We start from the raw sequence: 24,185 nt of genomic DNA, 5'->3' as shown, positions 1-24,185 counted from the left end.
GCCAAACCGGCCCGGACATCATGCGGGCTTGTCGGTCCGATCCGTCAGGATTGCCTCATCGGCGGCATCGGCGACATCGACCCTGGCGGACCGCGATGACAGGACGTGGTCCTTTTGATGCTGGTGATTGCCTTCGGCCGGGCGAAGGGGTGGTACGGTTACCGGAATGTGGACCAGACGGCGCTTGCGCGACGGGGTGCCGGTGCTGGCATAAAGCTGTTTGCCGGCTTCGACGATCGAGACACCGGCAAAGGCCTTGAACAGGCGCGATCCGATATTTTCAAACAGCTGCGACCAGCGCAGGAACAGGCGGCGCTGGGTCGGTGGCAGGAACAGCGCGCGGCTGTGCTGGACCGGCAGGAACATGTTTTCGCGCATCAGGTTTTGCAATTGGGACACGCTATAGGGGTGGCCATAGCCAAACGGCGTCTTTTCCGACCAGGACCACAGCGAGCTTCGGTTCGGAGTTACGACCACGATCCGGCCATTGGGCGTCAAGACCCGCCAGCATTCGCGCATCAGACGGCGCATGGAATCGGAATGTTCGACCAGATGGACCAGCAGAATGCGATCAACCGAACTGTCCGGCAGCGGCAGCATGGTTTCTTCGGTCAGGGCGACACGGTTTTCTTCGTCCACGGGCCAGTGCACGCAGCCCTGACGGGCGGGCATGAAGGCCATGACGCGTTCGGCCTCGCCGATAAAGGGGCGCAGATAGGGCGTGGCATAGCCAAAGCCCAGCACCCGCATGCCCCGCACATCCGACCACATGACGCGCAGGCGCCTGCGGATCAGGCGACGGGCGGCCTGACCGATACTGCTGGCATAAAAACGGTGAAGATCAACGACATCCTGCGGCATTCGGTAAACCTATCATCCCCTTTGCGGCACGGAAACATCTTTGCAGACAGTTCGGTCCCGACCCTAGCATAGAATGTCAAAATCTTTGGATTTTGGGTGATTGTTTCAAGACAGTCCTTGCTGATAGTCTTGGGGCAATTACACAAATTCAGTGCAGAGGTACGCCATGGCCGCGGGCGAAGTGATCGTTATTCCGTGTCTTTCAGACAATTACACCTATCTTGTGCGCTGTCATTACAGCGACGTCACCGCCGTGATTGATCCGGGCGAAGCAGCCCCGGTGATTGCCGCCCTTGAGGAACGGGGCTGGAACCTTGATCTGGTGATCAATACCCATCACCACCATGACCATATTGGCGGCAATGGCGAACTGATTGAAAAATACGGGGCGAAGCTTTTGGGTCCGGCGGCGGAAAGTGCGCGCATTCCCAATATGGATGAAACCTGTGCCGAGGGGGATCAGGTTCTGATCGGAGATCTCAAGGGGCGGGTCTTTGACGTTCCGGGCCATACCAGCGGCCATATCGCGTTTTATTTCCCAGCGGTTACTGCGCTGTTTTCGGGTGACAGCCTGTTTGCGCTGGGCTGCGGGCGGTTGTTTGAAGGCACACCGGCACAGATGTGGGATTCTCTTTGCAAGTTCCGTGATCTTCCGGGCAGCACCCAGGTCTATTGCGGGCATGAATATACCCAGTCCAATGCGCGCTTTGCCAAAACCATCGAACCGGACAACCCGATCCTGATTGCACGTTGTCAGGATATTGACGGGCTTCGGGCGCGCAATTTGCCCACCATTCCGTCGCGTCTGGATGTCGAGCTTGCGACCAACCCGTTCCTGCGGGCTGATGAGCCGTCGCTTGCTGCAGCAATCGGCATGAGCGGCCAAAGCCCGGTCGATATCTTTGCCGAGATCCGCAAGCGCAAGGACAGTTTCTAGGGGTCTGGATCCGGGGCTGGGTCCGGGGTTATTGCATCTGCTTGAACAGGACATTCTGATCAAGCAGATAGCGCGAGAATAAAGGCAGGCTTGCCGCCCCGATGGCACGCGCGGCACTGCCGACCTGGCCCTGTTCGATATGGGGGCGTTCGATGCCCTGAAGGTCAAGGTCGCTGGTGGCCGCCCGGGTTGCCGCGACCAGCCGGGCACAAACATCAGGCGGAAAGCCGCCATCGACAATCACCGCTTCGAAATCGATCACCGAACAGACCGAGGTTATGGCGATTGCCAGACTGCGTGCGGTGTGGCTGATCCAGATATCAAGGGTTTCGCCCAGCGTGTTCCAATAGTCCGGATCGCGCCACAGCATGGCGGGATCACGGCCGTCGCGGGTCAGCATATCTTCAAGCACAAAGATCGATGCCTGATCGATCAGCTGGCTGGGATGGCCGCTGCGCGAGGAAACCGGCATTGATCCGAAAGCCCCGGCATTGCCGGTACGCCCGGCATAAAGCGCCTGATTGAGCACCACGCCACCGCCGATAAACGATCCGATAAAGAAATAGGCAAAGTCGGCATAGTTCGGCCCAAGGCCAAAGACCAGTTCGGCCCCGCAGGCGGCGGTTGCGTCATTTTGCTGAAAGACCGGGAAGGGCACAATGGCGCCGATGGTGTCGATCAGATCGACTTCGCGCCAGGCATTCATGTCTTCGACCGGGGCGCCGACTTCATCAACCCAGTTCCAGAGCTCAAACGGGGCGGCAATGCCGATCCCGGCAATGCGGTTGCGCTGATCCGTGCCAAGACCGGCGGTGATGCGGTCAATCGAGTCCCGGACAAATTGGCGGATGCCATCAGGGGTCGGGTATTTGTAGGCTTCCTTGAGCGACGCCCGCACGGTGCCAACAAAATCCAGCAGGATCAGTTCGGCACTGCGCCGGCCGATCTTCAGACCATAGGAAAATACCCCGTCGGGATTAAGCGCCATCGGAACTTTGGGTTTGCCGACCTTGCCGCGGACCGGGGTGCCGCGTTTGAGCAATCCGTCCTTTTCAAGGGCGCGCATGATCACGGAAACCGTCTGGGCCGAAAGCCCCGAAAGCCTTGCAATATCGGCCTTTGACAGACCGGCATTGCGGCGGACCAGCGACAGGACAAGCCGTTCATTATAGGCGCGCACACGCAGCTGATTGGCGCCACCGCCCGGATGCAGCGGACGTGCTGCCTGATCTTCCGCCCCTGTTTGATCGGGGCTGGTCGATATGGTTTGCGTCATCTGGTCCTCCCACTCGGGTCCTTTAATGCCCGATTGCGGTTCAGAGTGACAGGATTAATTAATAAATCAACCGGATTTATTAATTGACAGCCCCTCCGGATTGGTGTGTGCTAGGCGGCAGACAGGTTGAAGGCCCTGAAGAAAATGCGCGCCACGATCTGTTGGAAAACAAATGGTGCTGGTCGAAACCGATCAGCCATTCAGGTTCATCCCTGGGAGGAAACACATGAAAAAAGCACTTCTTGGCGCAACCCTTGGTGCGCTTGCTCTTGGCCTTTCGGCTGCCCCCAATGCGGCACAGGCTGCCGATATCGGGGCCTGCCTGATTACCAAAACCGACATCAACCCGTTCTTTGTCAAAATGAAAGAAGGGGCTTCGGCCAAGGCCGAGGAACTTGGCATCGATCTTTCGACCTATGCCGGGAAAATCGACGGCGACCATGAAACACAGGTCCAGGCCATCGAGTCCTGCATTGCATCGGGGGCCAAGGGTATTCTTCTGACCGCATCGGACACCAAGGCGATTGTGCCGGTGGTCAAAAAGGCCCGTGATGCCGGGCTGCTTGTGATTGCGCTTGATACGCCGCTTGAACCGATTGATGCGGCCGATGCGACCTTTGCCACTGACAATTTCAAGGCAGGCGAGCTGATTGGTCAGTGGGCGGCAGCCAAACTGGGCGACAAGGCAAGTGATGCGAAAATCGCACTGCTTGATCTGTCGCCAAGTGCGCCGTCGGTCGATGTCTTGCGCGATCAGGGCTTCATGAAAGGTTTCGGGATCGACATCAAGGACCCCAACAAGATCGGGGACGAGGATGACGCCCGGATCGTTGGTCATGACGTGACCAGCGGCAATGAGGAAGGTGGCCGCAAAGCCATGGAAAACCTTATGCAACGCGACCCGGATATCAATGTTGTCTATACGATCAACGAACCGGCCGCGGCGGGTGCCTATGAGGCGCTGAAGGCATTTGGCATGGAAGAAGGCGTTCTGATTGTTTCGGTCGATGGCGGCTGCCCGGGGGTGGCCAACGTCAAGGATGGCGTGATTGGTGCGACCTCCCAGCAATATCCGCTTCTGATGGCGTCCAAGGGAATCGAAGCAATCAAGGCATGGGCGGATAGCGGTGAAAAACCGCAGAATTCGCAGGGCCTGAACTTCTATAACACCGGCGTCAATCTTGTGACCGACCAGCCTGTTGACGGTGTGCCGTCAATCAGCGTTGCCGAGGGCACGGATCGCTGCTGGGGTTAAGGATCCCTTCCGCTTCGAAGGAGGGCGGCAAGAAGTTCGCCCTCCTTGTCCCACTTTAGATTACACTTGGTCGACATCCGCAAACCAAACCGGTCATCAGAACCGGACGGGTGACTTCCGGGCCGTGCGTGCACCCTGCCCCGCACAGACCCGAACCAGGTCGGGAGGAACAGATGAGCGATACAGCTCAGTCGTCACGCAAAAAACAGGATTTCGAGCAGTCGCTTGAGTCCAGTGACCGCTCCATTGCAACATTCGAACACAAATCACGCAGCCTGTTTGACAATGTGCAGCATTTCCTGCACGGCAACCCGACGATGGTACCGGTGATCGTTCTGATCGCGTCCATCGTGATTTTCGGCTTCGTTGCAGGCAGCAAATTCTTTTCACCCTTTAACCTGTCGCTGATCATGCAGCAGGTCTCAATCATCGGGATTCTGGCCGCGGCACAAAGCCTTGTCATCCTGACCGCGGGCATTGATCTTTCGGTCGGGGCGATCATGGTTCTGATGTCGGTGATCATGGGCCAGCTTGCCATCACCCTTGGCGTGCCCGCCCCGATTGCGATCATTGCGGGCTGTATCGGCGGGATTGCGGCCGGGGGCCTTAACGGCTTTCTGGTCACCCGGATCAAGTTGCCGCCTTTCATCGTCACACTGGGCACCTGGAACATTTTCTTTGCGCTTAATCTGTGGCTTTCGGGCGCGCAGTCGATCCGCAGCCAGACGCTTGATGAAATTGCCCCGCTTTTGAAATTCTTTGGCGAAAGCATCGCGCTTGGCGGGGCACGCATCACCTATGGGTCGATCCTGATGCTGGTGATTTTCGGGGTGCTTTGGTACATCCTGAACCATACCAGCTGGGGGCGGCATGTTTATGCGATTGGCGATGACAAGGAAGCCGCCGAGCTTTCGGGCATTCGCACCAACCGCACCCTGATCATGGTTTACGGTCTGGCCGGGCTTGTATGCGGCATCGGGGCATGGGCATCGATCGGACGTGTCGGATCGGTTTCACCACAAAGCTTTCAGGAAGCCAATCTTCAATCGATTACCGCTGTGGTGATTGGCGGCATCTCGCTGTTTGGCGGCCGCGGATCAATCATCGGTCCGCTGATCGGGGCATTGATTGTTGGCGTGTTCAATTCCGGGCTTCGTCTGGCGGGTGTGGATGTTCTGTGGCAGGTCTTTGCCATTGGCTGGCTGACCATCATTGCCGTGGCCATTGACCAGTGGATCAGAAAGGTGTCGTCATGAGCAACACAGCAAAACCGGTTCTTCGGGCACGCGGGATTGTCAAACGCTATGGCCGGGTAACCGCACTTGATCATGCCGATTTCGATCTTTATCCCGGCGAGGTTCTAGCCGTTATCGGCGATAACGGGGCGGGGAAATCATCGCTGATCAAGGCGCTTTCAGGGGCGATCACGATTGATGAAGGCAGCATCGAACTTGATGGCAAGCCGATCGGCTTCACATCGCCGATGGAGGCCCGCGAAGCCGGGATCGAGACTGTTTATCAGAACCTTGCGCTGTCGCCGGCCCTGTCGATTGCCGATAACATGTTCATGGGCCGCGAGCTTCGCAAGAAAGGCTTCATGGGCAAATATTTCGGCGCGCTTGATCACAAGGAAATGCAGCGGCTGGCACGTGAAAAGCTGTCCGAGCTTGGCCTGATGACCATTCAGAACATCAACCAGGCTGTCGAGACCCTTTCTGGGGGACAACGCCAGGGGGTTGCGGTCGCACGGGCGGCGGCATTCGGATCGCGCGTAGTGATCATGGATGAACCGACAGCCGCCCTTGGTGTGAAGGAAAGCCGGCGTGTGCTGGATCTGATTGCCGATGTGAAGGCGCGCGGCATGCCGATTGTGCTGATTTCGCACAATATGCCCCATGTGTTCGAGGTCGCGGACCGCATTCACGTCCATCGGCTGGGCAAACGGCTTTGTACCATCAAGCCTGATGATTACAGCATGTCCGATGCGGTTGCCTTCATGACCGGGGCCATGGAACCACCCGCAGCGGATGCCGCTACCTGATCCGATGATGGTTGTCCCGATAATAGCATGACACCGAACCGGGCGGGGCAGAATGGCCCAAAACGGCAGCCCTGCCCCGCCCGTTCAACAGCAAAAACCCACAAGACATCAATTCCAGAAGACCCAACCCAGATGACACCCGACATTGACGAACTGGCGGCGATGATCCGCGCACAACAAACTGACGATCAGCGCATCCTGGTTGCGATCATCGGGGCACCAGCATCGGGCAAATCACATTTGTCCGACCGGCTTTATCACCATCTGGGGGGTGATGAAGCCGGTGCTGCTGTTGTGCCGATGGATGGTTTTCATTTTGATGATGCGATCCTGAAACAGCGCGGCCTGTTATCGCGCAAGGGCGCGCCGCACACCTTTGATGTCGGGGGCTTGAGACGCATCCTGCTTGCGCTTCGCGATAGCCCAGATGAAGAGATCTATGTGCCGGTTTTTGACCGCGCACTTGAAATATCACGCGGATCGGCACGCGCCATTTCACCGCGCCACCGCATCATTCTGGTCGAAGGCAATTACCTGTTGCTTGATCAGGAACCATGGAACGGGCTTGACGGGCTTTTTGATCTGTCGGTGTTTCTTGAAGTGCCAGAAGAAACCCTGCGCGCACGCCTGATTGACCGGTGGCAGGGCCTTGGTTTTGACCATCAATCGGCAATCACCAAAGCCGAGCATAATGACCTGCCCAATGCCTTGACGGTTGCCAGATCCAGCAAACCGGCAACCATCACAATCACAAACGTGTAATAAAATCCCCGTCAAGCAGGATGCCGGTCAGCCAGTCGGTGACGGCGCGGACATGGGGCAGATGGCGTTTTTCCTGATGGGTTAGAAGCCAGACTTCGCGACCGGTCGGGTGATAGGTATCCAGGCATCTGAGAAAGTCGATGCGATCCCCAACGCATCGCGGCAAAAGGGCGCAACAGGCATGTCCCGTCATCATTGAAACCATGATCGATCCGCGATTGGCATAGCCAATAACTGTCCGGTCGGGGAAATGATCGGCCAGCCATTTTTGTTCGGGCTTGTCGGCAAAGAATTCGTCAAGGTCGATCCATGGCAGGGTTTGCGGATCCATCGCGGTTGCAGGCAATCCGTTCGGATTGCAATAGATGCCATATTCAAGATAACCGAGCTTGCGGATATGAAACGCCCCGCTATCGGGCCGGGCCAGACGGATGGCGATATCGGTTTCACGTTGTGGCAGACTGAGATTGCGGTTGGCCCCGATCAGTTCCAAAGCAATTTTCGGAAAGCGTTGATGCAGATCGGCGATATGCGGGGCAACGCAATCTTGCAAAATCGCATCAACCCCGGTCAGGCGCACAATGCCGCCAACAGCCCCGTCAGCCTGTTCGGAAACCGGATCGCGTGTCAGCAAATCCGATACCGTGTCCTGCATGTGTTGGGCTGTTTGCAACAGGACCTGCGCACGGGCGGTTGGCGCCAGCACACGACCATCGCGGTGCAAAATGGCATAGCCCACCCATTCTTCCAGCCGGGCAATGCGGCGCGCCACCGTCGTCTGGTTCACCCCGAGTTCACGGGCAGCGGCACTCATATTCCCGGCCTGACAAACATGGGCAAAGGTCCGCAATCCTTCCCAATCAAGTGACATCACACATTCCACTTATCTGCATTTTTGCAGATTATAATCGAATTATTGCCGATGGATAATGCAATTTCGCAGAGACATGATGGGGCATCAGCGAAACAAACAAAGGATGCCGAAAATGACTGCGAAAACCATTTTTGATCTTGCCGGGGCAAGTCTTGTGACCGGAACACCCGATGATGCCGCCCTGATCGTGATTGACGCACAGGAAGAATACCGCAGCGGCAAACTGCAACTGTCGGGTCTTGAGCCCGCACTGGCCAATATTCAGAAACTTCTGAGCCATTGGCGGACACAGGGCGGGACCGTTATCCATATTCAGCATCACGCAACGGGCCTGTTTGATCCAAGCGGCCCCTATGCCGCAATCATGGCCGAGGTTGCCCCCAAGGAGGGTGAGGCAATCCTGACCAAATCGGTCCCAAGTTCGTTTGGCGGCACCGGACTTGACGAACTGTTGCAACAGGGCGGTTTCACGCAGGTGGTGATCACCGGCTTCATGACACATGTTTGTGTATCAACCACCGCCCGGGTCGCCGATGAAAAGGGATACGGGGTCACGGTGGTATCGGATGCCACCACCACGCGCGATCTGCCCGATGCCATCAGCGGCAAGACAATACCGGCCGCTGACCTGCATCGCCACGAACTGACAATGCTGGGTGATACCTTTGCCAAGATCGTCTCGACCAGGGATGTATTGGCAGCCTGATCCCGGATCGACAAAACGCCCCGCAAATTTGTCTGCGGGGCGTTGTTTTTTGGTCCAGCGCAGGCGGGATCAGAACATGTGCTGACCGCCATTGATCGACAGGCAGGAACCGGTGATGAAGCCGGAATTCGGGCCGCAAAGATAGAGGATCGCCTGGGCGATTTCGTCGGCTTCGCCCAGTCGGCCGACCGGGATTTTGGCAACGATACCTTCGAGAACCTTTTCCGGGACAGCCGCCACCATGTCGGTATTGATATAGCCCGGCGCGATGGTGTTGACCGTAATGCCCTTGCGCGCGACTTCCTGGGCAAGCGCCTTGGTAAAGCCGTGCACACCGGCCTTGGCCGCGGAATAGTTGGTCTGGCCGAATTGGCCGGCCTGCCCGTTGATCGAGGAAATATTGACAATGCGGCCAAAGCCGCGGGCCCGCATGCCTTCAAGAACCGGTTTGGTCATATAGAATAGCGAGCTGAGATTGGTTTCGATCACCGCATGCCATTGTTCGGTTTCCATTTTATGCATGAAACCGTCACGGGTGATGCCGGCATTGTTGATCAGAATATCGATCGGGCCAATATCGGCCTCGACCTTGGCGATGCCAGCCGCACAGCCATCGGGATCCGCGACGCTCCATTTGCAGGTTGCAATGCCTGTTTCATCGCTGAAGGCCTTTGCGGCCTCGTCATTGCCAGCATAGTTCGCAACAACGGTATAGCCCGCATCCTTGAGCGCCAGGCTGATTGCCTTGCCAATACCGCGGGTTCCACCGGTTACCAGTGCTGTTTTTGTCATGGTCGCCTCCCTAAACTTCGTTCATCAAGCCTGTCTTCATAACGAGTCTCGTAGTTTGCCCTTCTACGACGCACGTAACTTTAATCCATAAACTACCTTATATATGTAATTTTATTACTTCTCCATAATCTATGTCAGCCGGTCGGTTTAGTCTTTCGTCGCACTGCAGCATGACTTTCTGAAATGCAAACGGGGCCTCCCCCATTCAAGAGGACGCCCCGCGCAGCAGAAAATTCAGTCAGAAACTTGCGTTAGCGCTCGACGCACAGCGCAACTCCCATGCCGCCACCGATGCAAAGCGTCGCGAGACCTTTTTTCGCGTCGCGTTTCTGCATTTCATACAGCAGCGTGGTGAAGACACGTGCGCCCGATGCCCCGATCGGATGGCCAAGCGCAATCGCGCCGCCATTAACGTTAACCTTGTCGGTATCCCAGCCCATGTCGCGATTGACCGCAATTGCCTGGGCGGCGAAGGCTTCGTTGGCTTCGATCAGGTCAAGATCGGCGGCCGACCAGCCAGCTTTTTCAAGGGCCTTTTTCGAGGCCGGGATCGGACCTGAGCCCATGATGGCCGGATCAACACCCGCCGTCGCCCAGCTTTTGATCGTTGCAAGCGGGGTCAGGCCACGTTTGGCGGCTTCGGCTGCCGACATCACAACAAGGGCGGCTGCACCGTCATTGATGCCCGATGCGTTGCCGGCCGTGACCGTGCCTTCCTTGTCAAAGGCCGGGCGTAGTTTGGCCATGCCTTCGGCAGTTGCACCATGGCGCGGATATTCATCGGTATCAAAGACGATATCGCCCTTGCGGTTGGCGATGGTTACCGCAGCGATTTCATCATTGAAGCGGCCGGATTTCTGGGCGGCTTCGGCCTTGTTCTGGGAACCGGCAGCAAAGGCGTCCTGTTCTTCGCGCGAGATACCCCACTTGGCGGCAATGTTTTCAGCCGTGTTGCCCATGTGATAGCCGTTGAAAGCACACCACAGGCCGTCCTTGATCATGCTGTCGATGAATTTGACATCGCCCATTTTGTGCCCGGCGCGCAGATGTGCGACATGGGTTGAAAGTGACATGTTTTCCTGACCACCGGCAACCACGATATTGGCGTCCCCGGTCATGATCTGCTGGGCGGCAAGGGCCACCGTGCGCAGACCCGAACCACAGACCTGGTTGATCAAAAAGGCGGTTGCGCGATCCGAGATGCCCGCACCGATGGCGGCCTGACGGGCGGGGTTCTGCCCCTGACCACCTGTGAGAACCTGACCGAGGATGACTTCGTCAACCGCGTCCCCTTCAACGCCTGCGCGTTCCAATGCAGCCTTGATGGCGATTGCACCCAGATCATGGGCCGGCGTATTCGCCAGCGTGCCACTGAATGCGCCGATTGGTGTCCGTGCTGCACCCACAATTACGACGTCGGTCATGAAACCCTCCGATTATTCCTGATTACGTTTCCCCGGACCGGGCAACGATCTTTTTGCTCTGCCCAGACATGGTCCTTGGAGGATATTATCGCACCGCAACAATTTTCCAAGCGTTGATGCCTACCACTTTCGGACAGTCATCACCGACCGCCACCCAAAGATGACATAGCCCATGCCCTTTGCATAACCTGTGATTAAGAGTGTGTGCCTAATACCTGAAATTCGCAAGGGGGTGGCGGGTATTTGTCACAATTTGGCAAGGCCGGGTTCGCCATGCTTTTCCCGGCCCTGCATCGGTCAGAGCTTTATCTTAGTTCATAGATTTCGGCCTTGCCGTTCTTCAGACTGTAAATTTCAAACGGGGCCTCTTTGGCACCGCCCATGCCAGGCGACCCCATCGGCATACCCGGCAGGGTAAGTGCAGTAATCGCCGGGCGTTCTTCGAGCATCCGCAAAATGGTTTCCACCGGAACATGACCGCTTACGGCATAGCCATCAATCATGGTCAGGTGACAGCCCTGCATGTCTTCGGGGATGCCGATCATGGTCGCCATGGCATAAACATTTTCATCATTGGTGATCGTGACATCAAAGCCATGTTCGCGAAGATACTCACCATGCATGGTGCAACAGCCACAATTGGGGTTCTTGATGATCCTGGCTTCAATGCCCTCTGCCCGGGCGGAAAAGGATGGCAGGGCCACCGTCGTTGCAAGCGCAAGGGCAACTGCACCAAGCGCACGGACCATATGATTTTTCACAGATTTCTGCATTTTATCTCTCCTCGGAGATGATCAAAGAACGCGGATGACACCGGACATGCCACCGACCTTGTGTTCGAGAATGTGACAATGGATCAACCAGTCACCGGGATTATCGGCGACAAAGGCAATCTCGACCCGGTCGCCCGGTTCGATCAAAACGGTATCAAGCCATGGCTGATGGCTTACCGGCACGTCATTGCGTTTGAGCAGCCGGAAGGCATGACCATGCAAATGGATCGGATGAAGCCATGCGGTTGCATTCATCAGGGTAAGATGGCAGGTCTGACCGCGCGTGAGCGTCACAAGCGGTCCGTTGCCATCACGGTCGGGATCGCGCCCGTTCACCGCCCAGATATTGCCCGCCCCGAACATCGAACGCATCATATTGCCCATGCCACCCATGCCGGACCCAGCAGCAGACTCCATTCCCATCGCGCTCATCATTTCCGGGGTGATGTGACCGGATTTGATCATTTGGCCCAGGATCATATCGCCCATCATGCCACCGCTATAGATCAGGTCATGTTTAAGGGCCTGACCAAGATCGGGTTCGGGCAAGGCATTGGGCTTAAGCACCAGATCCCCGTCCGGAACGTGATCGCGTAATGGCGCACCGGAAGGCACAAAACGGGCAATCGCGTTTTCCATCCCGTCATAAAAACGGTCCGTCACCGCAAAGGATGGCTTGCCCGAAACCGGAATATCGATCACCAGATCAAACCGCATGCCCGGCCCCAGCAACAGCAACGGCGTGTCGTTGCGATGCGGGCGAACCGGATGACCATCCATGGCAATCACCATCGGGGACAATTCATCAAAATCGAGTGCAAAAATGCGCCCGTTTGCTGCATTCAAGAGACGCAGGCGGATACGTTCACCTGGTTGCACCGGCACATCCCCCGGCGTCCGGCCATTGACGGTCACGACATTGCCGATCCGCCCGGCATGGCCAACATCATGCATGGCATTAAAACCGTCATCAATTGCAGCGCTTTCGTTCAATCGCCAGTCATCCAGTATCCAGACCAGTTCCCGATCAACGGGCAGCGGGTCGGCCTCCTCGACGATCAGGGCACCGTAAAGACCACGGCCAAGCTGTTCGGTGGTATTTGCGTGCGGGTGATACCAATAGGTCCCCGCATCAGGCAGATCGAAAACATAGTCAAAGCTTTCGCCGGGTTTGACGGCGGCCTGTGTAACGCCGGGCACACCATCCATGGCATTGGGGAGCCGGATCCCGTGCCAGTGAATAGTGGTTTCTTGCGCAAGGGCATTTTCCAGTCGGGCATGAAGGCGCTGCCCCTGACGGACACGGATTTCCGGGCCGGGTACAATGCCGTTATAGGCCCAGACAGCGGTCTGGTAGGCCGGGTCGGAAACAAGATTTGCCTGCGCGGCACCGGGACGCAGCAGCATATTGACCCCGACCGCACTTTCAGACGTGCCTGCACGGGCTGTCACAGACAGACCGGCGGTCGCAGCAACCCCAATGGCTGCCGCCCCACCCCGCAGGAAACCCCGTCGGGTGGCACAGAAGGAAGATTTGAAAGTCATCTGACAATCTTTCCCAAAACAGATTTATTGACTGCCGATCCGCCCCATGTTCCGGGGCAGAAAACGGCACCAAATTGCGCCTGCTGCCCGTCAGGGCATGCAGGTAAAATCAGGAAAGATATCTCGGAGGTGACGGGTCGGGCACATGCGACAGGCCGGTCGCGCGATCACGGGCCGGTAAAACCAGACGGGTGCTTGCAGGCAGCGCAATCGCATCCATTCCTGCCATATCGGGCATCACAACAATCGCGCACAGGAAATGACAGGATGCAATTGCCCCGGACATGTTGCTACAGTCGGTGCACTCACTTGCGGCACGCATCCCTTTTTCATTCTGGATGTCATGTCGCGGATCAAGAGTGTCCGGGGCCACAGAGGCGATATCAAAGGAAGCCGCAACCCCGGTCATATTTCCGGTCATTGCCACCGCCATATCCCCAACGCGCAAAACCGCACTGCTGGTGAAAACCAGCAGGGATAAGGTTATGACGATGCGCACAAGGTTTTTCATAATCCCCAAGCAGTAGCCATTTGATCGCCGCACGTCCATGATTTTGATCAAAGGGCGATGGTGACATCATCCTTGAGCGTTTCGGTGACGATATAGGTGCGATACCAGACGATATTGTCATCAGCATCGAAAAGCGTCTCACATAATGCGGTATATTCTGCCATGTCGCGCATATGCAAAATCAGGACACCGGTGACTTCGCCGGTCACCAGATAGCATTGCTGAACCGCGGCGAGGCTTTTGACCTTGGCAATAAATTCCTGACGGTAACGATTGCCATGGCGGTGAAATTCAAGATTGATCACCGCACTGAGCGGTCGACCGATATGGGCAGGATTGACCACCGCCACGGTTTTACGGATCACCCCGGTTTCACGCAGCTTGGCAACCCGGCGCAAACAGGCCGAGGGCGAAAGCCCGATCTTTTCGGCCAGTTCGGCATTGGGGATATCGGCATTTTCCTGCAACTGACGCAGGATTTTCAGATCAATCTGGTCCAGCTCGGCCATCGTTACGCAACTCCAAAGCGCCAACTCATAAAACAACGCTGCCATATTGCGTGACAAAGCGCAAATTCGCCGCCCGAAGCAGATTTACGCATGGCATGATCAGCACCGTCAAACCACCCTCGCCCACCAGCGAAAACGAAGACCCCGGCTACCCCGGAAATAACGGTCCGCTGGCCTCATGCCGTGTACCAACACGCCGATAGACAAATCCGGTCATTTGCCCCACAGATGCCGGAACGACTTTTAACGCCCCACCGCACCGGCCAGAACAGGTCCAGACCGGACCAGACCGGCGCACCCTGACGGATGGATAGACCGCCCCATGACACGCGCCATGCAACGCTATGTTTTTGACCTGATCAATCGCAGCCAGAAACTTTTTGTCACATTGATGAAGGTCATGCTGCCAGTGATGATCATTGTCCGCATTGCCGAGGAATTCGGCGCCATCAAGGTTGCGTCCGATCTTTTGAGCCCGGTCATGTCACTGATCGGGCTTCCGGCCGAGGCCGGTCTGATCTGGGCGACCTGTGCGCTGGTCAGCATGTATGGGGCAGTTGGTGCCTTTATCGGGCTTTCGGCCCATCTTGATATGACGGCCGCACAATTAAGCGCGCTTTGCGCCATGATGCTGTTTGCCCATGGTCTTCCGGTCGAACAGGCGATTGTCAAACGGGCCGGTGCCAGCCTGATTGCCACCACGGCCCTTCGGGTCGGGGCGGCCATCGGGTATGGCGCACTGGTCACCTGGGTCAGCAACATGACCGGCTGGCTGTCCGAGCCGGTGGATTTTTCATGGATGGCCGGCAGCACGGTCAGTGAAACCACATCCGGGCTTGCCGGTTGGGGGGACTGGGTGGTGCAGACCGTCAAGTCGCTGATTGTCAGTTTTGCCGTGATCACCGCGCTTCTGGTGGTGCTGGATGTCATGAAGGTCACGGGGCTTACCGACAAATTCACCCTTGCCCTGTCGCCAATCCTGCGGGTGTCGGGCCTGTCGCGTGATGTCGCGCCGGTCACGACCATTGGTGTGTTGCTGGGTCTGACATTTGGCGGGGCGCTGATCATTGATGATGCGCGCAAGAACAATTACCCGCCGCGCACGCTGTTCCTGTCACTGAGCTGGTTGTCGCTGTCGCATTCATTGATCGAGGATACGGCAATCATGCTCGCACTTGGTGCCGATATCTGGGTGGTTCTGGTCGGTCGGGTGATCCTGACATTGATCATCATCGCGCTTCTGGCGCGCCTGACCATCCGCTGGGACCGCAAACCCGACCCTAAACCCGATCAACTGGTGACCGATACACCAGGCTAATTATGGCGCGGGCTGATTATGGCGCGGGCCTGTCCCCTGCCAGCCATTTGGCCACCGGTTCCCACGTTGATTTTTCGGCGCGCGATCCGACCATCATGCCGATATGGCCGCTTGACGGGTGAAGTTCGGTGCGCAGATCTTCGGGGAAGGCATCAAACAGCGCCTGCGCACTTTCGGGTGGCACGATACGGTCATTTTCCGGAATGACCGCCAGCACCGGACAGGACAAATCCGCCGGATTGATATCAATGCCGTCAATCTGCCATTCGCCCTTGGCCGGCTTGTTTTCGACATACCAGCCGATCAGACAATCGACCGACACCCGACGCGTTAACGGCACCCCGTCATTAAGCCAGTCTTCAAGGGCGACGAAATCATGGGCCCGGGCGGAATCGGTTGCCATCTGACCAAAACGGCGGAACTTTTCACCAATCATGAAGGGATCGAGGCTGGCAAACAGGCTTTGCAGCACATCGACCGGCAAGGTGTCATGAATGGCCAGCATATGGGGCAGTGACGGCGCAAAGGCGGCTGCAATGCGCGACTGGGTCGGGCCGGCCGCCATGAAGTCCCACGGGGTGGCGAGCAGAACAAGCTTTGAAACCTGTGCCGGGTCCAGAAGTGTCGCCGCCAGTGCCAGAACCCCGCCCATGCAATAGCCGACCACCGGAACCGGCCCGCCATTCATATCGGCGACATCCTGAAGGATGGTCACCAGACGGGCAGCGATATAATCATCAAGCCCGAAATTGGCTTCATCAAGCCCCGGATAGCCCCATTCAACCAGAAGCGGGCGATAGCCGCATTTGGCAAGATAGCGGGCAAAGCTGCGTTTTTCATTGAGATCAAGGATATAGCCGCGATTGACCAGCGATGGCACCAACAACACATATTTGCCCGCCGCCTGATCATCATCGGGGCTCAGGACACCATAATCATATACGCGGGTCGATCCGTCTTCCCAGATGACCGGGATATCGCCATCGGCCCCGTCGCGCGGGCGGCGATAGGGATGGCGTTGATAGGACCGCACCCCGTCATGGAATCCGGCATGCCGGTCAAAGGCGACACGATCCAGGGCCTGGGCGATATCGTCAGGATGGAAGGCTTCAATCTCGCGAAGGAGGTTTTCCGCCTGTTCCTTCAGTTCCGGCTTCCAGGGCAGCAATTGTTTCAGAAAGATCGGCAATGCGGCGCGCGAGCTGAGCCAGCTCGTCATCTCGACTGCCATGTGCATCGGAAGCGGCCGTGGCCCTGCCCGTTTCTGACTTTGCCTTTTTGGCGGAAGCGGTTTTGGTCGCATCGGACTGATCATTCTTCCCCTGCCCCTTTGCAGCATTTTTTGCAGCCGTCGTTTTTTTGCGTGATTTGGCCGGTGACGGCCGATCGTCCGGTGTCGCCGCGGCTGGCGGTGCCGCCGCCGCAGGCGATGCGTTTCCGGTAGTCCCTGTAGTCCCGGTAACCCCGCCGGTCCCGGCATCCGCTTTTTCGGCGGTGTCTGCGGTGTCTGTTTTGTGATCCGCAGCTTTGTCATCCGAACCGGGCGCAGTTGCCGCACCGGGCTTCATGCCGGTCATACCCGACATGCCGGCCATTTCCGCCATTCCGGGCGGGAACGGCATCGCACCGCCAAAGGGCTGTGACGGCAAGTCGCGGGCGGCCTTTGCCATTTGATCCATCATTGCCATCAGCGGGTTGGACGCCGCCGCCCCCAAGGCCCCGGCAAACGGATGGGCCGATTTGGGGTCGGCCTGTTGGCCCATGGCCATTTGACCGATCAGCTTGCCCCAGGCTTCGAACCCTTCGCCCATGCGGGTGGTATCAGCCCCCAGGGATGCATAAAGACGCCCGATCGCGCTTGCGGCATCGGCCCCGTCGGCGGTTGCCGCGACCTGTTCACGCCACAGGGCCAGGAAACGGGTGGCAAGATGTTCGAGTTTTTCGTCATCCGATGATCGATCAGATGCGGGCGATGGTTGATCCGAACTTTCCGGGTGATCCCGGTTGTCCTTTCCGGTCGTCATGGGTGCGGCCTTTTTGCGGTCCCTGATACAAAGCCTTTGTTCTGGCAAATACTATAGATCGTTGGCTGCTCAGGGAAAACGAATTCCCGTGCTGCGCAGCAATAAACGATATCGCAAGTTGTTTTTCGCACCGCACTTCGCGTTGAATACTGGACACATTGGAAAAATCGCGGCAATCTTGTTGTCTTCTGAGCGAATGCAAAATCGAAAATGCTGCGCAACATCGTAAATTGTGCACACGCAAATCAGGCAGAAAGCCACCGTTACAAACATTCGCCAGCCAGACGTCCGGGAAACAGGGAAGCAGGAAAGACGCCATGACCACCAAGAAATCAGATGATCAGGACCGCATCGTAATCAAGAAATATGCGAACCGCCGTCTCTATAACACGGCCACCAGTTCCTATGTGACGCTTGATCACCTTTCACAGATGGTCAAAGAAAATACCGACTTTGTGGTCTATGACGCCAAGTCGGGCGAAGACATCACCCGTCCGGTGCTGACCCAGATCATCGTCGAGGAAGAGAACAAGGGGCAGAACCTTTTGCCGATCAGCTTCCTGCGCCAGTTGATCGGGTTCTATGGCGACAGCCTTCAGGGGCTTGTGCCAAGCTACCTTGAACAGGCGATGCGCGCCTTTGGCCATAATCAGGAACAAATGCGCGAATATATGCAGGGCACGATGCAGGGCATGTTCCCGTTCGGCCAGTTCGAGGAAATGAACAAACAGAATATCGCGCTGTTTGAACAGACGATGAAAATGTTCTCGCCATTCCTTCAGGAAAATGAAAATGGCGGACAGCCCGGTGCCACCCCGACCAAGCCGACCGCGCCTGCAAGCGCGCCGTCCGATGCGTCCCTTAACGAGCTTAAAAGCCAGCTTGAAGCAATGCAGGCACAGCTTAACAGTCTGGCCGGTGGCAAGTCCGACAAATAAGCATCAAACGTCACAGACGATAGAATTCAAAGGCGGGGTCGCATCGGGCGATCCCGCTTTTTTCATGCCGACAATCACCAGTCGCCGTGATCGACAAGGCGCGATGAAATGCCGGTCGGCAAGATGCGCGTGACATCAGGGAATTTGGCGCCGCGATGCGGGATCAGACGTGTCAGGCAGCACGGCGCACTTCCCTTGGCTCGCCGATGACCATCCCAGCGATCCCCGACGACTGTCCCCAAGTCCATCCCAACTCATATTCAAACGCTTATCCCCCACGGCCCTTCTCGCCCACCGGGCAGCCTTGGGTAGCGTTGGGTAGCGTTGGGTAGCCTTGGGTAGCCTTGGGTAGCCGGGGCATCCGGCAACCTAAGCCGTCATGCTGGCCGCCCTTGAGAAGCAGACGGGTGCCGTCTGTGTCGACGGATGCCGGTTGGCTTTGTGCTGGCGCGACGGTCTTCCGCATGTCCATGTCCATGCCTAAGCCAAAGACCACGACCAAAGACCTTGCCCGTTGCTTGGCCCTTGATACCTGGTGGCTGGTAGCTGGCGGATTTTGTCTTTTGCCGCGCGCTGCTTTGTTGCGGCAACGGGGGACCGCATCTGTCGGCAGAATTCTTGCATAAACTTTTTGTTAACTCTTTGAACCCGTCCGGCACCGCCGAAAGGCGGCAATTTTTGCCGGGCAAATGCCCGATCACGCCCTGAAACACACGGAGTCCCGAAGCAGACAGGCAGTTTTAACCCCGTAGACCGAAAAACACATGACCGCGATCACACCGATACCCATGCAACCGGCCCGCAGGAATCCGTCTGCGAGCACCGGAACGGATGGTCCTGCCGGGATCGGAATAGATCAACTTGCGCGAATTTCACCCGTCAGGGAAATCACGCAGGATGGTGGCGCGTGGTTGCAACCCCATGATCTTGGGGGCAGTGCAGCATTCTGGACGCAGCTTTTGGGGCAGCTCTTACCACAGGAAAACCTTTTGCAACCGCCGGTCATTCAGGAAATGCATGCCAGCTATGCACGGCACTCCAAACCTTACGGCGTAGAAACCCACGTCTTTTTTTCGCCTTCTGGACTAGACAAAGACAGCTCAATTGACCTATATAGCTAGCTTCTGGCGGATTGCTGTAACGATTATCTGACCAAAGTTCAGATACAGATCATCAAATCGCAGTGCATCTACAGTGCTGCGATCCGGTGTTCATTGGGCACAAAACAAACAAGCCCAACAGCATCCAAAGTGGGGATCTATAACTGGCGGTTGATAACGGATTATAATATGACTGAGATTGCTGCAAACGAAGAACCGAAGCGCGCAAACCGCGCTACTGACACTGACCGTTATGTTGGTCAGCGTATTCGCGAACGCCGCATCATGCTGGGCCTTTCCCAGCAGCAGATGGCTGATCTGATCGGCGTCACCTACCAGCAGGCCCACAAGTATGAGCGCGGCATCAACCGTATCTCTGCCGGTCGCCTGTATGAAATCTCTCAGGTCTTGGGCGTTCCGGTCAGCTACTTCTATGAAGGGCTCGACGGCAATCAGGAAACCGAGCTTAACGCACGTCAGCGCATGTGCCTTGAGCTGGCCCGCAACTTTGCGAGCATCAAGCACGAAAAACATCAGGAAGCTCTGAGCCAGATGGCTCGTGCCCTTGCTGATCAGGCTGCCTAAGTTCATTTCGAACTTCAGCGCCGCTTTGAAAAAAGGCTGCCCCAGTTAAGGTGGGCAGCCTTTTTTTATGTCTTGCCGGACGGCCATGTCATTGTAGTCTTGGCAAAACCGGCACAAGGCAGACCCGACATGACGCCCGATCAGATGATTGATCAAATCGACCGATACCGGCACGAGGCCGGATATCTCGGCATTGCCGAGATGATCGCCCTTGGCCGGTCGGGCAATATTGTATTTGATCCGTTCTCGACCCTTGTTTCCCGGCACATCACGATCGGGACACACAATATCCTGCATCCCAATATCCGTCTTGAAGCGGACCAGGATGCCCAATTAATGATCGGCAATGGCAACATGTTTGCCAGCGGCACCACCGTCATGGCGCAAACCGGGCCGATCAGGATCGGGGATGAAAACATCTTTGGCCCGGGCAGCGTAACCATCACGACAGCGCGCCCGAATGCGATGATCCGCATCGGGTCGTTTGGCCGGTATCGCGGCACCATCGACATGGATGGTCAATGCGTGTTGGGGGATGGCAGCCAGATCCTGGGCCAGATCAGCGTGCAGTCGGTCGAACTTGCCGCGGGTGGATCATTTAAACACCCGATTGCCGATGAACGCGGTGCGGTGCTTAAGGGCTTTGGCAAGGCGACGGGCATAGAACTTGAAACCGGCAAGGTGATTGCCGGTAGTGGTGACTTCTGCATAAGCGCGCAGAAGCCACAATCATTCTATCACCCCGAAGCGCGGTGAAGACGCGCCCTATTGGTCGGCAATCACCAGATCATCGGAATGGATCACGGCATTGCCGCGGGTGAAGCCAAGGGTTGCTTCGATATCGCCCGATGCATGGCCCATCAGAAGACGGGTTTCTTCAGCGCCATAAGACGTAATACCGCGCGCGATCTGATGACCATCGGCATCAAGAATGCGCACCGCATCCCCATGCTTGAACCGGCCATCAACACCGGTAATGCCGGCCGCCAGAAGGTTTTTGCCCGCCGCGATTGCCTTTGCCGCACCGGCATCGACAATGATCGCCCCGGTCGCCTTGAGCGAGGTCGCAATCCAGTGCCGACGGGCAGCAAGGGGGCTTTCGCTGGGCAGGAAGACGGTATTGGGCGCACCATCGAGCTGGGCTTTTAATGGATGATAGATGGTGCCGCGCGCAATGATCATACGGCAACCGGCCTTCATGGCGATTTCGGCGGCCTGAAGTTTTGTGACCATCCCGCCGGAGCTGTACATGGTCGGTGCGACACCGGCCATATCAAAGATTTCCGGGGTCAGTTCGCGGACTTCGGGGATCAGGGTCGCATCCGGGTTCTTGCGCGGATCGGCGGTATAAAGCCCGTCAATATCAGACAGCAGCACCAGCGTATCGGCCGAGATCATGTGCGCGACCTTGGCACCAAGACGATCATTGTCGCCAAAGCGGATTTCCTCGGTCGCGACCGTATCATTCTCGTTGATCAGCGGCACAGCCCCGCGGGCCAGAAGCGCATTGAGCGTGCCGCGCGCATTAAGATAACGACGGCGGCCTTCCATATCCTCAAGCGTGACCAGAACCTGTGCCATGGTCAGGCCGTTGCGGCCCAAGGCTTCCTGCCAGACCTGTGACAGGCTGATCTGGCCGGTGGCGGCGGCGGCCTGTTTGTCGGCCAGGCTGATGGTGCGGTGATCCAGCCCCAGCAACCGACGCCCAAGGGCGATCGCACCACTGGAAACCACAATCACCTCGACCCCGCGTTCGCGCAGATGGGCGATATCATCAGCCAGTGCTTCGAGCCAGGCACGGCGCAGTTTGCCGGTATTTTCATCGACCAGAAGGGCCGAGCCGACCTTGATGATCAGACGTTTTGCATCACTCAGAACAGCGTGCTGAAGGCTCACGGCTGGAATCCCTTATCCTCGCGACCTTCCATGGCGCGGCGTTCCCGTTCGCCATCAATATGGTCGCGAATTTGCCGGTGGATATCCTTGATGCCCTGCTGGGTCACGCCGGACACCACATAGACTTTCTTGCCGATGCCCTTTTCAAGGATCTGGCGCTGTTCCTCGACCATTTCGGGCAGCAGTTGATCGGCTTTGGACAGCGCGACGATTTCGGGCTTGTCGACCAGAACATCGGCGTAGTTTTCAAGCTCTTCACGCACGGTTTTATAGGTCGCGACCGGGTCTTCCTCGGCACAGTCGATCAGATGAACCAGAACTTCGCACCGTTCGATATGGCCCAGGAAGCGGGTTCCGATGCCCTTGCCCTCGGATGCGCCTTCGATCAGGCCGGGGATATCGGCCAGGACAAATTCGCGGTCATCGACATTCACGACGCCAAGCTGCGGATGCAGGGTGGTGAAGGGATAATCGGCGATTTTCGGACGCGCATGCGACGATGCAGCAAGGAAGGTCGACTTGCCGGCATTGGGCAGCCCGACCAGACCGGCATCGGCGATCAGCTTCAGACGCAGCCAGACCCACATTTCCTCGGCCGGCCAGCCTTCTTCGGCGCGGCGCGGGGCCTGGTTGGTGGAAGATTTGAAATGGGTGTTGCCACGCCCGCCATCGCCCCCCCGGCACAGCATATAGGTCTGTCCCGGTTCGATCATATCGACAATCAGGGTTTCGCGATCTTCGGCCAGGACCTGTGTCCCGACCGGGACCTTGATCGTGATCGATTTGCCCGAACGGCCGGTACGCTGCCGGCCCATGCCATGCATGCCGACTTCGGCCTTGAAGTGCTGCTGATAACGGAAATCGATCAGAGTATTGAGGTTTTCGACCGCCTCGAGAATGACGTCGCCGCCGCGGCCACCATCGCCGCCGTCGGGCCCGCCATACTCGATATATTTTTCACGGCGGAAGCTGACCGAACCGGCACCGCCGCGGCCACTGCGCACATAAATCTTGGCTTCATCGAGAAACTTCATAACCGGTCCTTCGGGCGGTGCCCATTTTATATTGTCGGTCCCGGCGCGCAACGGGGCTGCGCCTCGACGGGATCGGGAATTCTATATCACATACAACAAGGGAGGAATGATTGCTCATTCCTCCCTTGCTAAATTCGGTACGTAAATCGCACCCGACGGGAGGCTTACGCCTCTGCCGGAACGACGGTTACGTAGGTACGACCCTTGAAGCCCGACTTGAACTGGACGGAACCGTCCACAGTCGCAAACAGGGTGTGGTCTTTGGCGAGGCCAACATTGTCACCGGCATGGAACTTCGTGCCACGCTGACGAACGAGGATGTTGCCTGCGACAACTGCCTGACCACCGAATTTTTTCACGCCGAGACGGCGACCTTCGGAGTCACGACCGTTACGCGAACTACCACCAGCTTTCTTATGAGCCATGAAACTCTCCTAAAACTGCATCTTGACCTGATGAAATCAGGCTTTGATGTCCTTGATGCGCAGAACAGTCAGGTTCTGGCGATGACCATTTTTGCGACGGTAGTTGTGCCGGCGCTTTTTCTTGAAAACGATCACCTTGTCGCCCTTGGCCTGCTCGAGAACTTCTGCGGTAACAGAAGCACCTTTGACCAACGGAGCACCAACTTTCGGCGCACCGTCGCCAGCAACCATGAGAACTTCTTCAAGTTTCACGGTATCACCGGCCTGGGCAGCGATCTTTTCGACTTTGATAACGTCGTTGGCAGCAACTTTATACTGTTTGCCGCCAGTTTTGATGATTGCGTACATCTAAAAGTTCCTGAAAAACATTCTGGAAACACAAACGCGCAGCTCGGTGCCGCTGCTAACAGATACCGAACCGCTGCGAGGAACGGGTGAATTACCCCTTTTGACCCGATGAGTCAACAATTGAGTCATCGCCAAAGCATCGCAAACCCGCACATTCCCGCATGATGGCGCGGGGGTCTGCCCTGCTTTTGATGCAGGGCACGATCGCGGGTCACCCCATCCCCCGGCACGGATCACACCGATGCAATCAC

The 24,185-nt window shown here is 57.1% G+C and carries 27 protein-coding genes; 11 read left to right on the top strand and 16 right to left on the bottom strand.

The features are described 5' to 3' along the window. Positions 1-18 precede the first annotated feature (18 nt). Entirely contained in the window at positions 19-861 is an 843-nt protein-coding gene (locus M9H61_RS17760) for a class I SAM-dependent methyltransferase (protein ID WP_250282038.1), read from the bottom strand. 166 nt (positions 862-1,027) lie between these two features. Here M9H61_RS17760 and gloB point away from each other — a divergent pair, with 166 nt between their 5' ends. Continuing rightward, the gene (gloB, locus tag M9H61_RS17755) at positions 1,028-1,798 is read left to right on the top strand and encodes a hydroxyacylglutathione hydrolase (RefSeq protein ID WP_250282036.1); all 771 of its coding nucleotides are present in this window, start codon (positions 1,028-1,030) and stop codon (positions 1,796-1,798) included. A gap of 28 nt (positions 1,799-1,826) precedes the next feature. Here gloB and M9H61_RS17750 read toward each other — a convergent pair whose 3' ends face one another. Beyond that, positions 1,827-3,074: an ROK family transcriptional regulator gene (locus tag M9H61_RS17750; protein WP_082817767.1), complete on the bottom strand. Its 1,248-nt coding sequence runs from the start codon at positions 3,072-3,074 to the stop codon at positions 1,827-1,829. Between the two features lie 226 nt (positions 3,075-3,300). On the opposite strand from M9H61_RS17750, the gene M9H61_RS17745 reads away from it, so the two are divergent. The 4 genes from M9H61_RS17745 (at position 3,301) to M9H61_RS17730 (ending at position 7,132) form a co-directional block, all read left to right on the top strand. After that, positions 3,301-4,329 (top strand): sugar ABC transporter substrate-binding protein, encoded by a 1,029-nt coding sequence (locus tag M9H61_RS17745; RefSeq protein ID WP_068518330.1) that lies wholly within the window; start codon positions 3,301-3,303, stop codon positions 4,327-4,329. Between the two features lie 173 nt (positions 4,330-4,502). Next, positions 4,503-5,585, top strand: a complete 1,083-nt coding sequence (locus M9H61_RS17740; RefSeq protein WP_068518331.1) for an ABC transporter permease — start codon at positions 4,503-4,505, stop codon at positions 5,583-5,585. Then, on the top strand, positions 5,582-6,370 hold the full coding sequence (locus M9H61_RS17735; protein ID WP_114112953.1) for an ATP-binding cassette domain-containing protein: 789 nt from the start codon (positions 5,582-5,584) through the stop codon (positions 6,368-6,370). Before M9H61_RS17740 ends, M9H61_RS17735 begins: the two co-directional genes overlap by 4 nt. A gap of 132 nt (positions 6,371-6,502) precedes the next feature. Next, complete coding sequence (locus M9H61_RS17730) at positions 6,503-7,132, top strand: nucleoside triphosphate hydrolase (RefSeq protein WP_250282030.1); 630 nt, start codon at positions 6,503-6,505, stop codon at positions 7,130-7,132. On the opposite strand, the gene M9H61_RS17725 is transcribed toward M9H61_RS17730, so the two are convergent. Continuing rightward, the gene (locus M9H61_RS17725) at positions 7,119-8,003 is read right to left on the bottom strand and encodes a LysR family transcriptional regulator (protein WP_250282028.1); all 885 of its coding nucleotides are present in this window, start codon (positions 8,001-8,003) and stop codon (positions 7,119-7,121) included. The two genes, M9H61_RS17730 and M9H61_RS17725, sit on opposite strands and share 14 nt — an antisense overlap. 115 nt (positions 8,004-8,118) lie before the next feature. Between M9H61_RS17725 and M9H61_RS17720 the strand changes: the two genes are divergently transcribed. Then, positions 8,119-8,712 carry a cysteine hydrolase family protein gene (locus tag M9H61_RS17720; RefSeq protein ID WP_250282024.1) on the top strand — a complete coding sequence of 198 codons (594 nt, stop codon included), beginning with the start codon at positions 8,119-8,121 and terminating at the stop codon, positions 8,710-8,712. Between the two features lie 69 nt (positions 8,713-8,781). Here M9H61_RS17720 and phbB read toward each other — a convergent pair whose 3' ends face one another. The 6 genes from phbB to M9H61_RS17690 form a co-directional block, all read right to left on the bottom strand. Beyond that, positions 8,782-9,504, bottom strand: a complete 723-nt coding sequence (phbB, locus tag M9H61_RS17715; protein WP_068518334.1) for an acetoacetyl-CoA reductase — start codon at positions 9,502-9,504, stop codon at positions 8,782-8,784. Positions 9,505-9,755: 251 nt separating this feature from the next. Further along, on the bottom strand, positions 9,756-10,928 hold the full coding sequence (locus M9H61_RS17710; protein ID WP_250282023.1) for an acetyl-CoA C-acetyltransferase: 1,173 nt from the start codon (positions 10,926-10,928) through the stop codon (positions 9,756-9,758). A 305-nt stretch (positions 10,929-11,233) separates the two neighbouring features. Beyond that, positions 11,234-11,701: a DUF411 domain-containing protein gene (locus tag M9H61_RS17705; RefSeq protein ID WP_114112948.1), complete on the bottom strand. Its 468-nt coding sequence runs from the start codon at positions 11,699-11,701 to the stop codon at positions 11,234-11,236. Between the two features lie 21 nt (positions 11,702-11,722). Then, complete coding sequence (locus M9H61_RS17700) at positions 11,723-13,246, bottom strand: multicopper oxidase family protein (RefSeq protein ID WP_114112947.1); 1,524 nt, start codon at positions 13,244-13,246, stop codon at positions 11,723-11,725. A gap of 109 nt (positions 13,247-13,355) precedes the next feature. Continuing rightward, positions 13,356-13,757, bottom strand: coding sequence for a hypothetical protein (locus tag M9H61_RS17695; protein ID WP_114112946.1), 402 nt, complete (start codon positions 13,755-13,757; stop codon positions 13,356-13,358). Between the two features lie 47 nt (positions 13,758-13,804). Beyond that, positions 13,805-14,266, bottom strand: coding sequence for an Lrp/AsnC family transcriptional regulator (locus M9H61_RS17690; protein ID WP_114112945.1), 462 nt, complete (start codon positions 14,264-14,266; stop codon positions 13,805-13,807). 322 nt (positions 14,267-14,588) lie between these two features. On the opposite strand from M9H61_RS17690, the gene M9H61_RS17685 reads away from it, so the two are divergent. After that, positions 14,589-15,584, top strand: coding sequence for a hypothetical protein (locus M9H61_RS17685; protein WP_250282019.1), 996 nt, complete (start codon positions 14,589-14,591; stop codon positions 15,582-15,584). Positions 15,585-15,600: 16 nt separating this feature from the next. On the opposite strand, the gene M9H61_RS17680 is transcribed toward M9H61_RS17685, so the two are convergent. Both M9H61_RS17680 and M9H61_RS17675 read right to left on the bottom strand, forming a co-directional pair. Then, complete coding sequence (locus M9H61_RS17680; RefSeq protein ID WP_250282017.1) at positions 15,601-16,803, bottom strand: alpha/beta fold hydrolase; 1,203 nt, start codon at positions 16,801-16,803, stop codon at positions 15,601-15,603. Further along, positions 16,694-17,608, bottom strand: a complete 915-nt coding sequence (locus tag M9H61_RS17675) for a hypothetical protein (RefSeq protein WP_250282016.1) — start codon at positions 17,606-17,608, stop codon at positions 16,694-16,696. Before M9H61_RS17675 ends, M9H61_RS17680 begins: the two co-directional genes overlap by 110 nt. Positions 17,609-17,925: 317 nt before the next feature. On the opposite strand from M9H61_RS17675, the gene phaR reads away from it, so the two are divergent. Then, positions 17,926-18,546, top strand: coding sequence for a polyhydroxyalkanoate synthesis repressor PhaR (gene phaR / locus M9H61_RS17670; protein WP_101245552.1), 621 nt, complete (start codon positions 17,926-17,928; stop codon positions 18,544-18,546). 74 nt (positions 18,547-18,620) lie between these two features. Here the strand turns inward: phaR and M9H61_RS17665 are convergent, their stop codons facing one another. Next, entirely contained in the window at positions 18,621-18,794 is a 174-nt protein-coding gene (locus M9H61_RS17665) for a hypothetical protein (RefSeq protein ID WP_250282014.1), read from the bottom strand. Positions 18,795-19,310: 516 nt separating this feature from the next. On the opposite strand from M9H61_RS17665, the gene M9H61_RS17660 reads away from it, so the two are divergent. The 3 genes from M9H61_RS17660 (at position 19,311) to M9H61_RS17650 (ending at position 20,987) form a co-directional block, all read left to right on the top strand. Continuing rightward, positions 19,311-19,667, top strand: coding sequence for a hypothetical protein (locus tag M9H61_RS17660; RefSeq protein WP_101245550.1), 357 nt, complete (start codon positions 19,311-19,313; stop codon positions 19,665-19,667). A gap of 168 nt (positions 19,668-19,835) precedes the next feature. Further along, entirely contained in the window at positions 19,836-20,231 is a 396-nt protein-coding gene (locus M9H61_RS17655) for a helix-turn-helix domain-containing protein (protein ID WP_101245549.1), read from the top strand. Positions 20,232-20,360: 129 nt separating this feature from the next. Then, positions 20,361-20,987 carry a hypothetical protein gene (locus tag M9H61_RS17650; RefSeq protein WP_250282012.1) on the top strand — a complete coding sequence of 209 codons (627 nt, stop codon included), beginning with the start codon at positions 20,361-20,363 and terminating at the stop codon, positions 20,985-20,987. A gap of 9 nt (positions 20,988-20,996) precedes the next feature. Here M9H61_RS17650 and proB read toward each other — a convergent pair whose 3' ends face one another. From proB to rplU, 4 genes are all read right to left on the bottom strand, one after another. Then, the gene (gene proB, locus M9H61_RS17645; RefSeq protein WP_101245547.1) at positions 20,997-22,127 is read right to left on the bottom strand and encodes a glutamate 5-kinase; all 1,131 of its coding nucleotides are present in this window, start codon (positions 22,125-22,127) and stop codon (positions 20,997-20,999) included. Beyond that, the gene (gene obgE / locus M9H61_RS17640; protein ID WP_114112990.1) at positions 22,124-23,161 is read right to left on the bottom strand and encodes a GTPase ObgE; all 1,038 of its coding nucleotides are present in this window, start codon (positions 23,159-23,161) and stop codon (positions 22,124-22,126) included. Before obgE ends, proB begins: the two co-directional genes overlap by 4 nt. A gap of 164 nt (positions 23,162-23,325) precedes the next feature. Further along, positions 23,326-23,586 (bottom strand): 50S ribosomal protein L27, encoded by a 261-nt coding sequence (rpmA, locus tag M9H61_RS17635; protein WP_101245546.1) that lies wholly within the window; start codon positions 23,584-23,586, stop codon positions 23,326-23,328. Between the two features lie 36 nt (positions 23,587-23,622). Further along, entirely contained in the window at positions 23,623-23,934 is a 312-nt protein-coding gene (rplU, locus tag M9H61_RS17630) for a 50S ribosomal protein L21 (RefSeq protein ID WP_008889408.1), read from the bottom strand. Positions 23,935-24,185: the final 251 nt, after the last annotated feature.

This window comes from Thalassospira sp. GO-4 (assembly GCF_023588965.1).
GTDB classification, from domain to species: domain Bacteria; phylum Pseudomonadota; class Alphaproteobacteria; order Rhodospirillales; family Thalassospiraceae; genus Thalassospira; species Thalassospira povalilytica.
This window is presented reverse-complemented; position numbering and strand designations above follow the sequence as displayed.

What these genes read in the sequence shown, in the direction of transcription:
- M9H61_RS17760 (WP_250282038.1), bottom strand. Translation starts at nt 861, where the DNA reads ATGCCGCAGGATGTCGTTGATCTTCACCGTTTTTATGCCAGCAGTATC.
- gloB (WP_250282036.1), top strand. Translation starts at nt 1,028, where the DNA reads ATGGCCGCGGGCGAAGTGATCGTTATTCCGTGTCTTTCAGACAATTAC.
- M9H61_RS17750 (WP_082817767.1), bottom strand. Translation starts at nt 3,074, where the DNA reads ATGACGCAAACCATATCGACCAGCCCCGATCAAACAGGGGCGGAAGAT.
- M9H61_RS17745 (WP_068518330.1), top strand. Translation starts at nt 3,301, where the DNA reads ATGAAAAAAGCACTTCTTGGCGCAACCCTTGGTGCGCTTGCTCTTGGC.
- M9H61_RS17740 (WP_068518331.1), top strand. Translation starts at nt 4,503, where the DNA reads ATGAGCGATACAGCTCAGTCGTCACGCAAAAAACAGGATTTCGAGCAG.
- M9H61_RS17735 (WP_114112953.1), top strand. Translation starts at nt 5,582, where the DNA reads ATGAGCAACACAGCAAAACCGGTTCTTCGGGCACGCGGGATTGTCAAA.
- M9H61_RS17730 (WP_250282030.1), top strand. Translation starts at nt 6,503, where the DNA reads ATGACACCCGACATTGACGAACTGGCGGCGATGATCCGCGCACAACAA.
- M9H61_RS17725 (WP_250282028.1), bottom strand. Translation starts at nt 8,003, where the DNA reads ATGTCACTTGATTGGGAAGGATTGCGGACCTTTGCCCATGTTTGTCAG.
- M9H61_RS17720 (WP_250282024.1), top strand. Translation starts at nt 8,119, where the DNA reads ATGACTGCGAAAACCATTTTTGATCTTGCCGGGGCAAGTCTTGTGACC.
- phbB (WP_068518334.1), bottom strand. Translation starts at nt 9,504, where the DNA reads ATGACAAAAACAGCACTGGTAACCGGTGGAACCCGCGGTATTGGCAAG.
- M9H61_RS17710 (WP_250282023.1), bottom strand. Translation starts at nt 10,928, where the DNA reads ATGACCGACGTCGTAATTGTGGGTGCAGCACGGACACCAATCGGCGCA.
- M9H61_RS17705 (WP_114112948.1), bottom strand. Translation starts at nt 11,701, where the DNA reads ATGCAGAAATCTGTGAAAAATCATATGGTCCGTGCGCTTGGTGCAGTT.
- M9H61_RS17700 (WP_114112947.1), bottom strand. Translation starts at nt 13,246, where the DNA reads ATGACTTTCAAATCTTCCTTCTGTGCCACCCGACGGGGTTTCCTGCGG.
- M9H61_RS17695 (WP_114112946.1), bottom strand. Translation starts at nt 13,757, where the DNA reads ATGAAAAACCTTGTGCGCATCGTCATAACCTTATCCCTGCTGGTTTTC.
- M9H61_RS17690 (WP_114112945.1), bottom strand. Translation starts at nt 14,266, where the DNA reads ATGGCCGAGCTGGACCAGATTGATCTGAAAATCCTGCGTCAGTTGCAG.
- M9H61_RS17685 (WP_250282019.1), top strand. Translation starts at nt 14,589, where the DNA reads ATGACACGCGCCATGCAACGCTATGTTTTTGACCTGATCAATCGCAGC.
- M9H61_RS17680 (WP_250282017.1), bottom strand. Translation starts at nt 16,803, where the DNA reads ATGACGAGCTGGCTCAGCTCGCGCGCCGCATTGCCGATCTTTCTGAAA.
- M9H61_RS17675 (WP_250282016.1), bottom strand. Translation starts at nt 17,608, where the DNA reads ATGACGACCGGAAAGGACAACCGGGATCACCCGGAAAGTTCGGATCAA.
- phaR (WP_101245552.1), top strand. Translation starts at nt 17,926, where the DNA reads ATGACCACCAAGAAATCAGATGATCAGGACCGCATCGTAATCAAGAAA.
- M9H61_RS17665 (WP_250282014.1), bottom strand. Translation starts at nt 18,794, where the DNA reads ATGGACTTGGGGACAGTCGTCGGGGATCGCTGGGATGGTCATCGGCGA.
- M9H61_RS17660 (WP_101245550.1), top strand. Translation starts at nt 19,311, where the DNA reads ATGACCGCGATCACACCGATACCCATGCAACCGGCCCGCAGGAATCCG.
- M9H61_RS17655 (WP_101245549.1), top strand. Translation starts at nt 19,836, where the DNA reads ATGACTGAGATTGCTGCAAACGAAGAACCGAAGCGCGCAAACCGCGCT.
- M9H61_RS17650 (WP_250282012.1), top strand. Translation starts at nt 20,361, where the DNA reads ATGACGCCCGATCAGATGATTGATCAAATCGACCGATACCGGCACGAG.
- obgE (WP_114112990.1), bottom strand. Translation starts at nt 23,161, where the DNA reads ATGAAGTTTCTCGATGAAGCCAAGATTTATGTGCGCAGTGGCCGCGGC.
- rpmA (WP_101245546.1), bottom strand. Translation starts at nt 23,586, where the DNA reads ATGGCTCATAAGAAAGCTGGTGGTAGTTCGCGTAACGGTCGTGACTCC.
- rplU (WP_008889408.1), bottom strand. Translation starts at nt 23,934, where the DNA reads ATGTACGCAATCATCAAAACTGGCGGCAAACAGTATAAAGTTGCTGCC.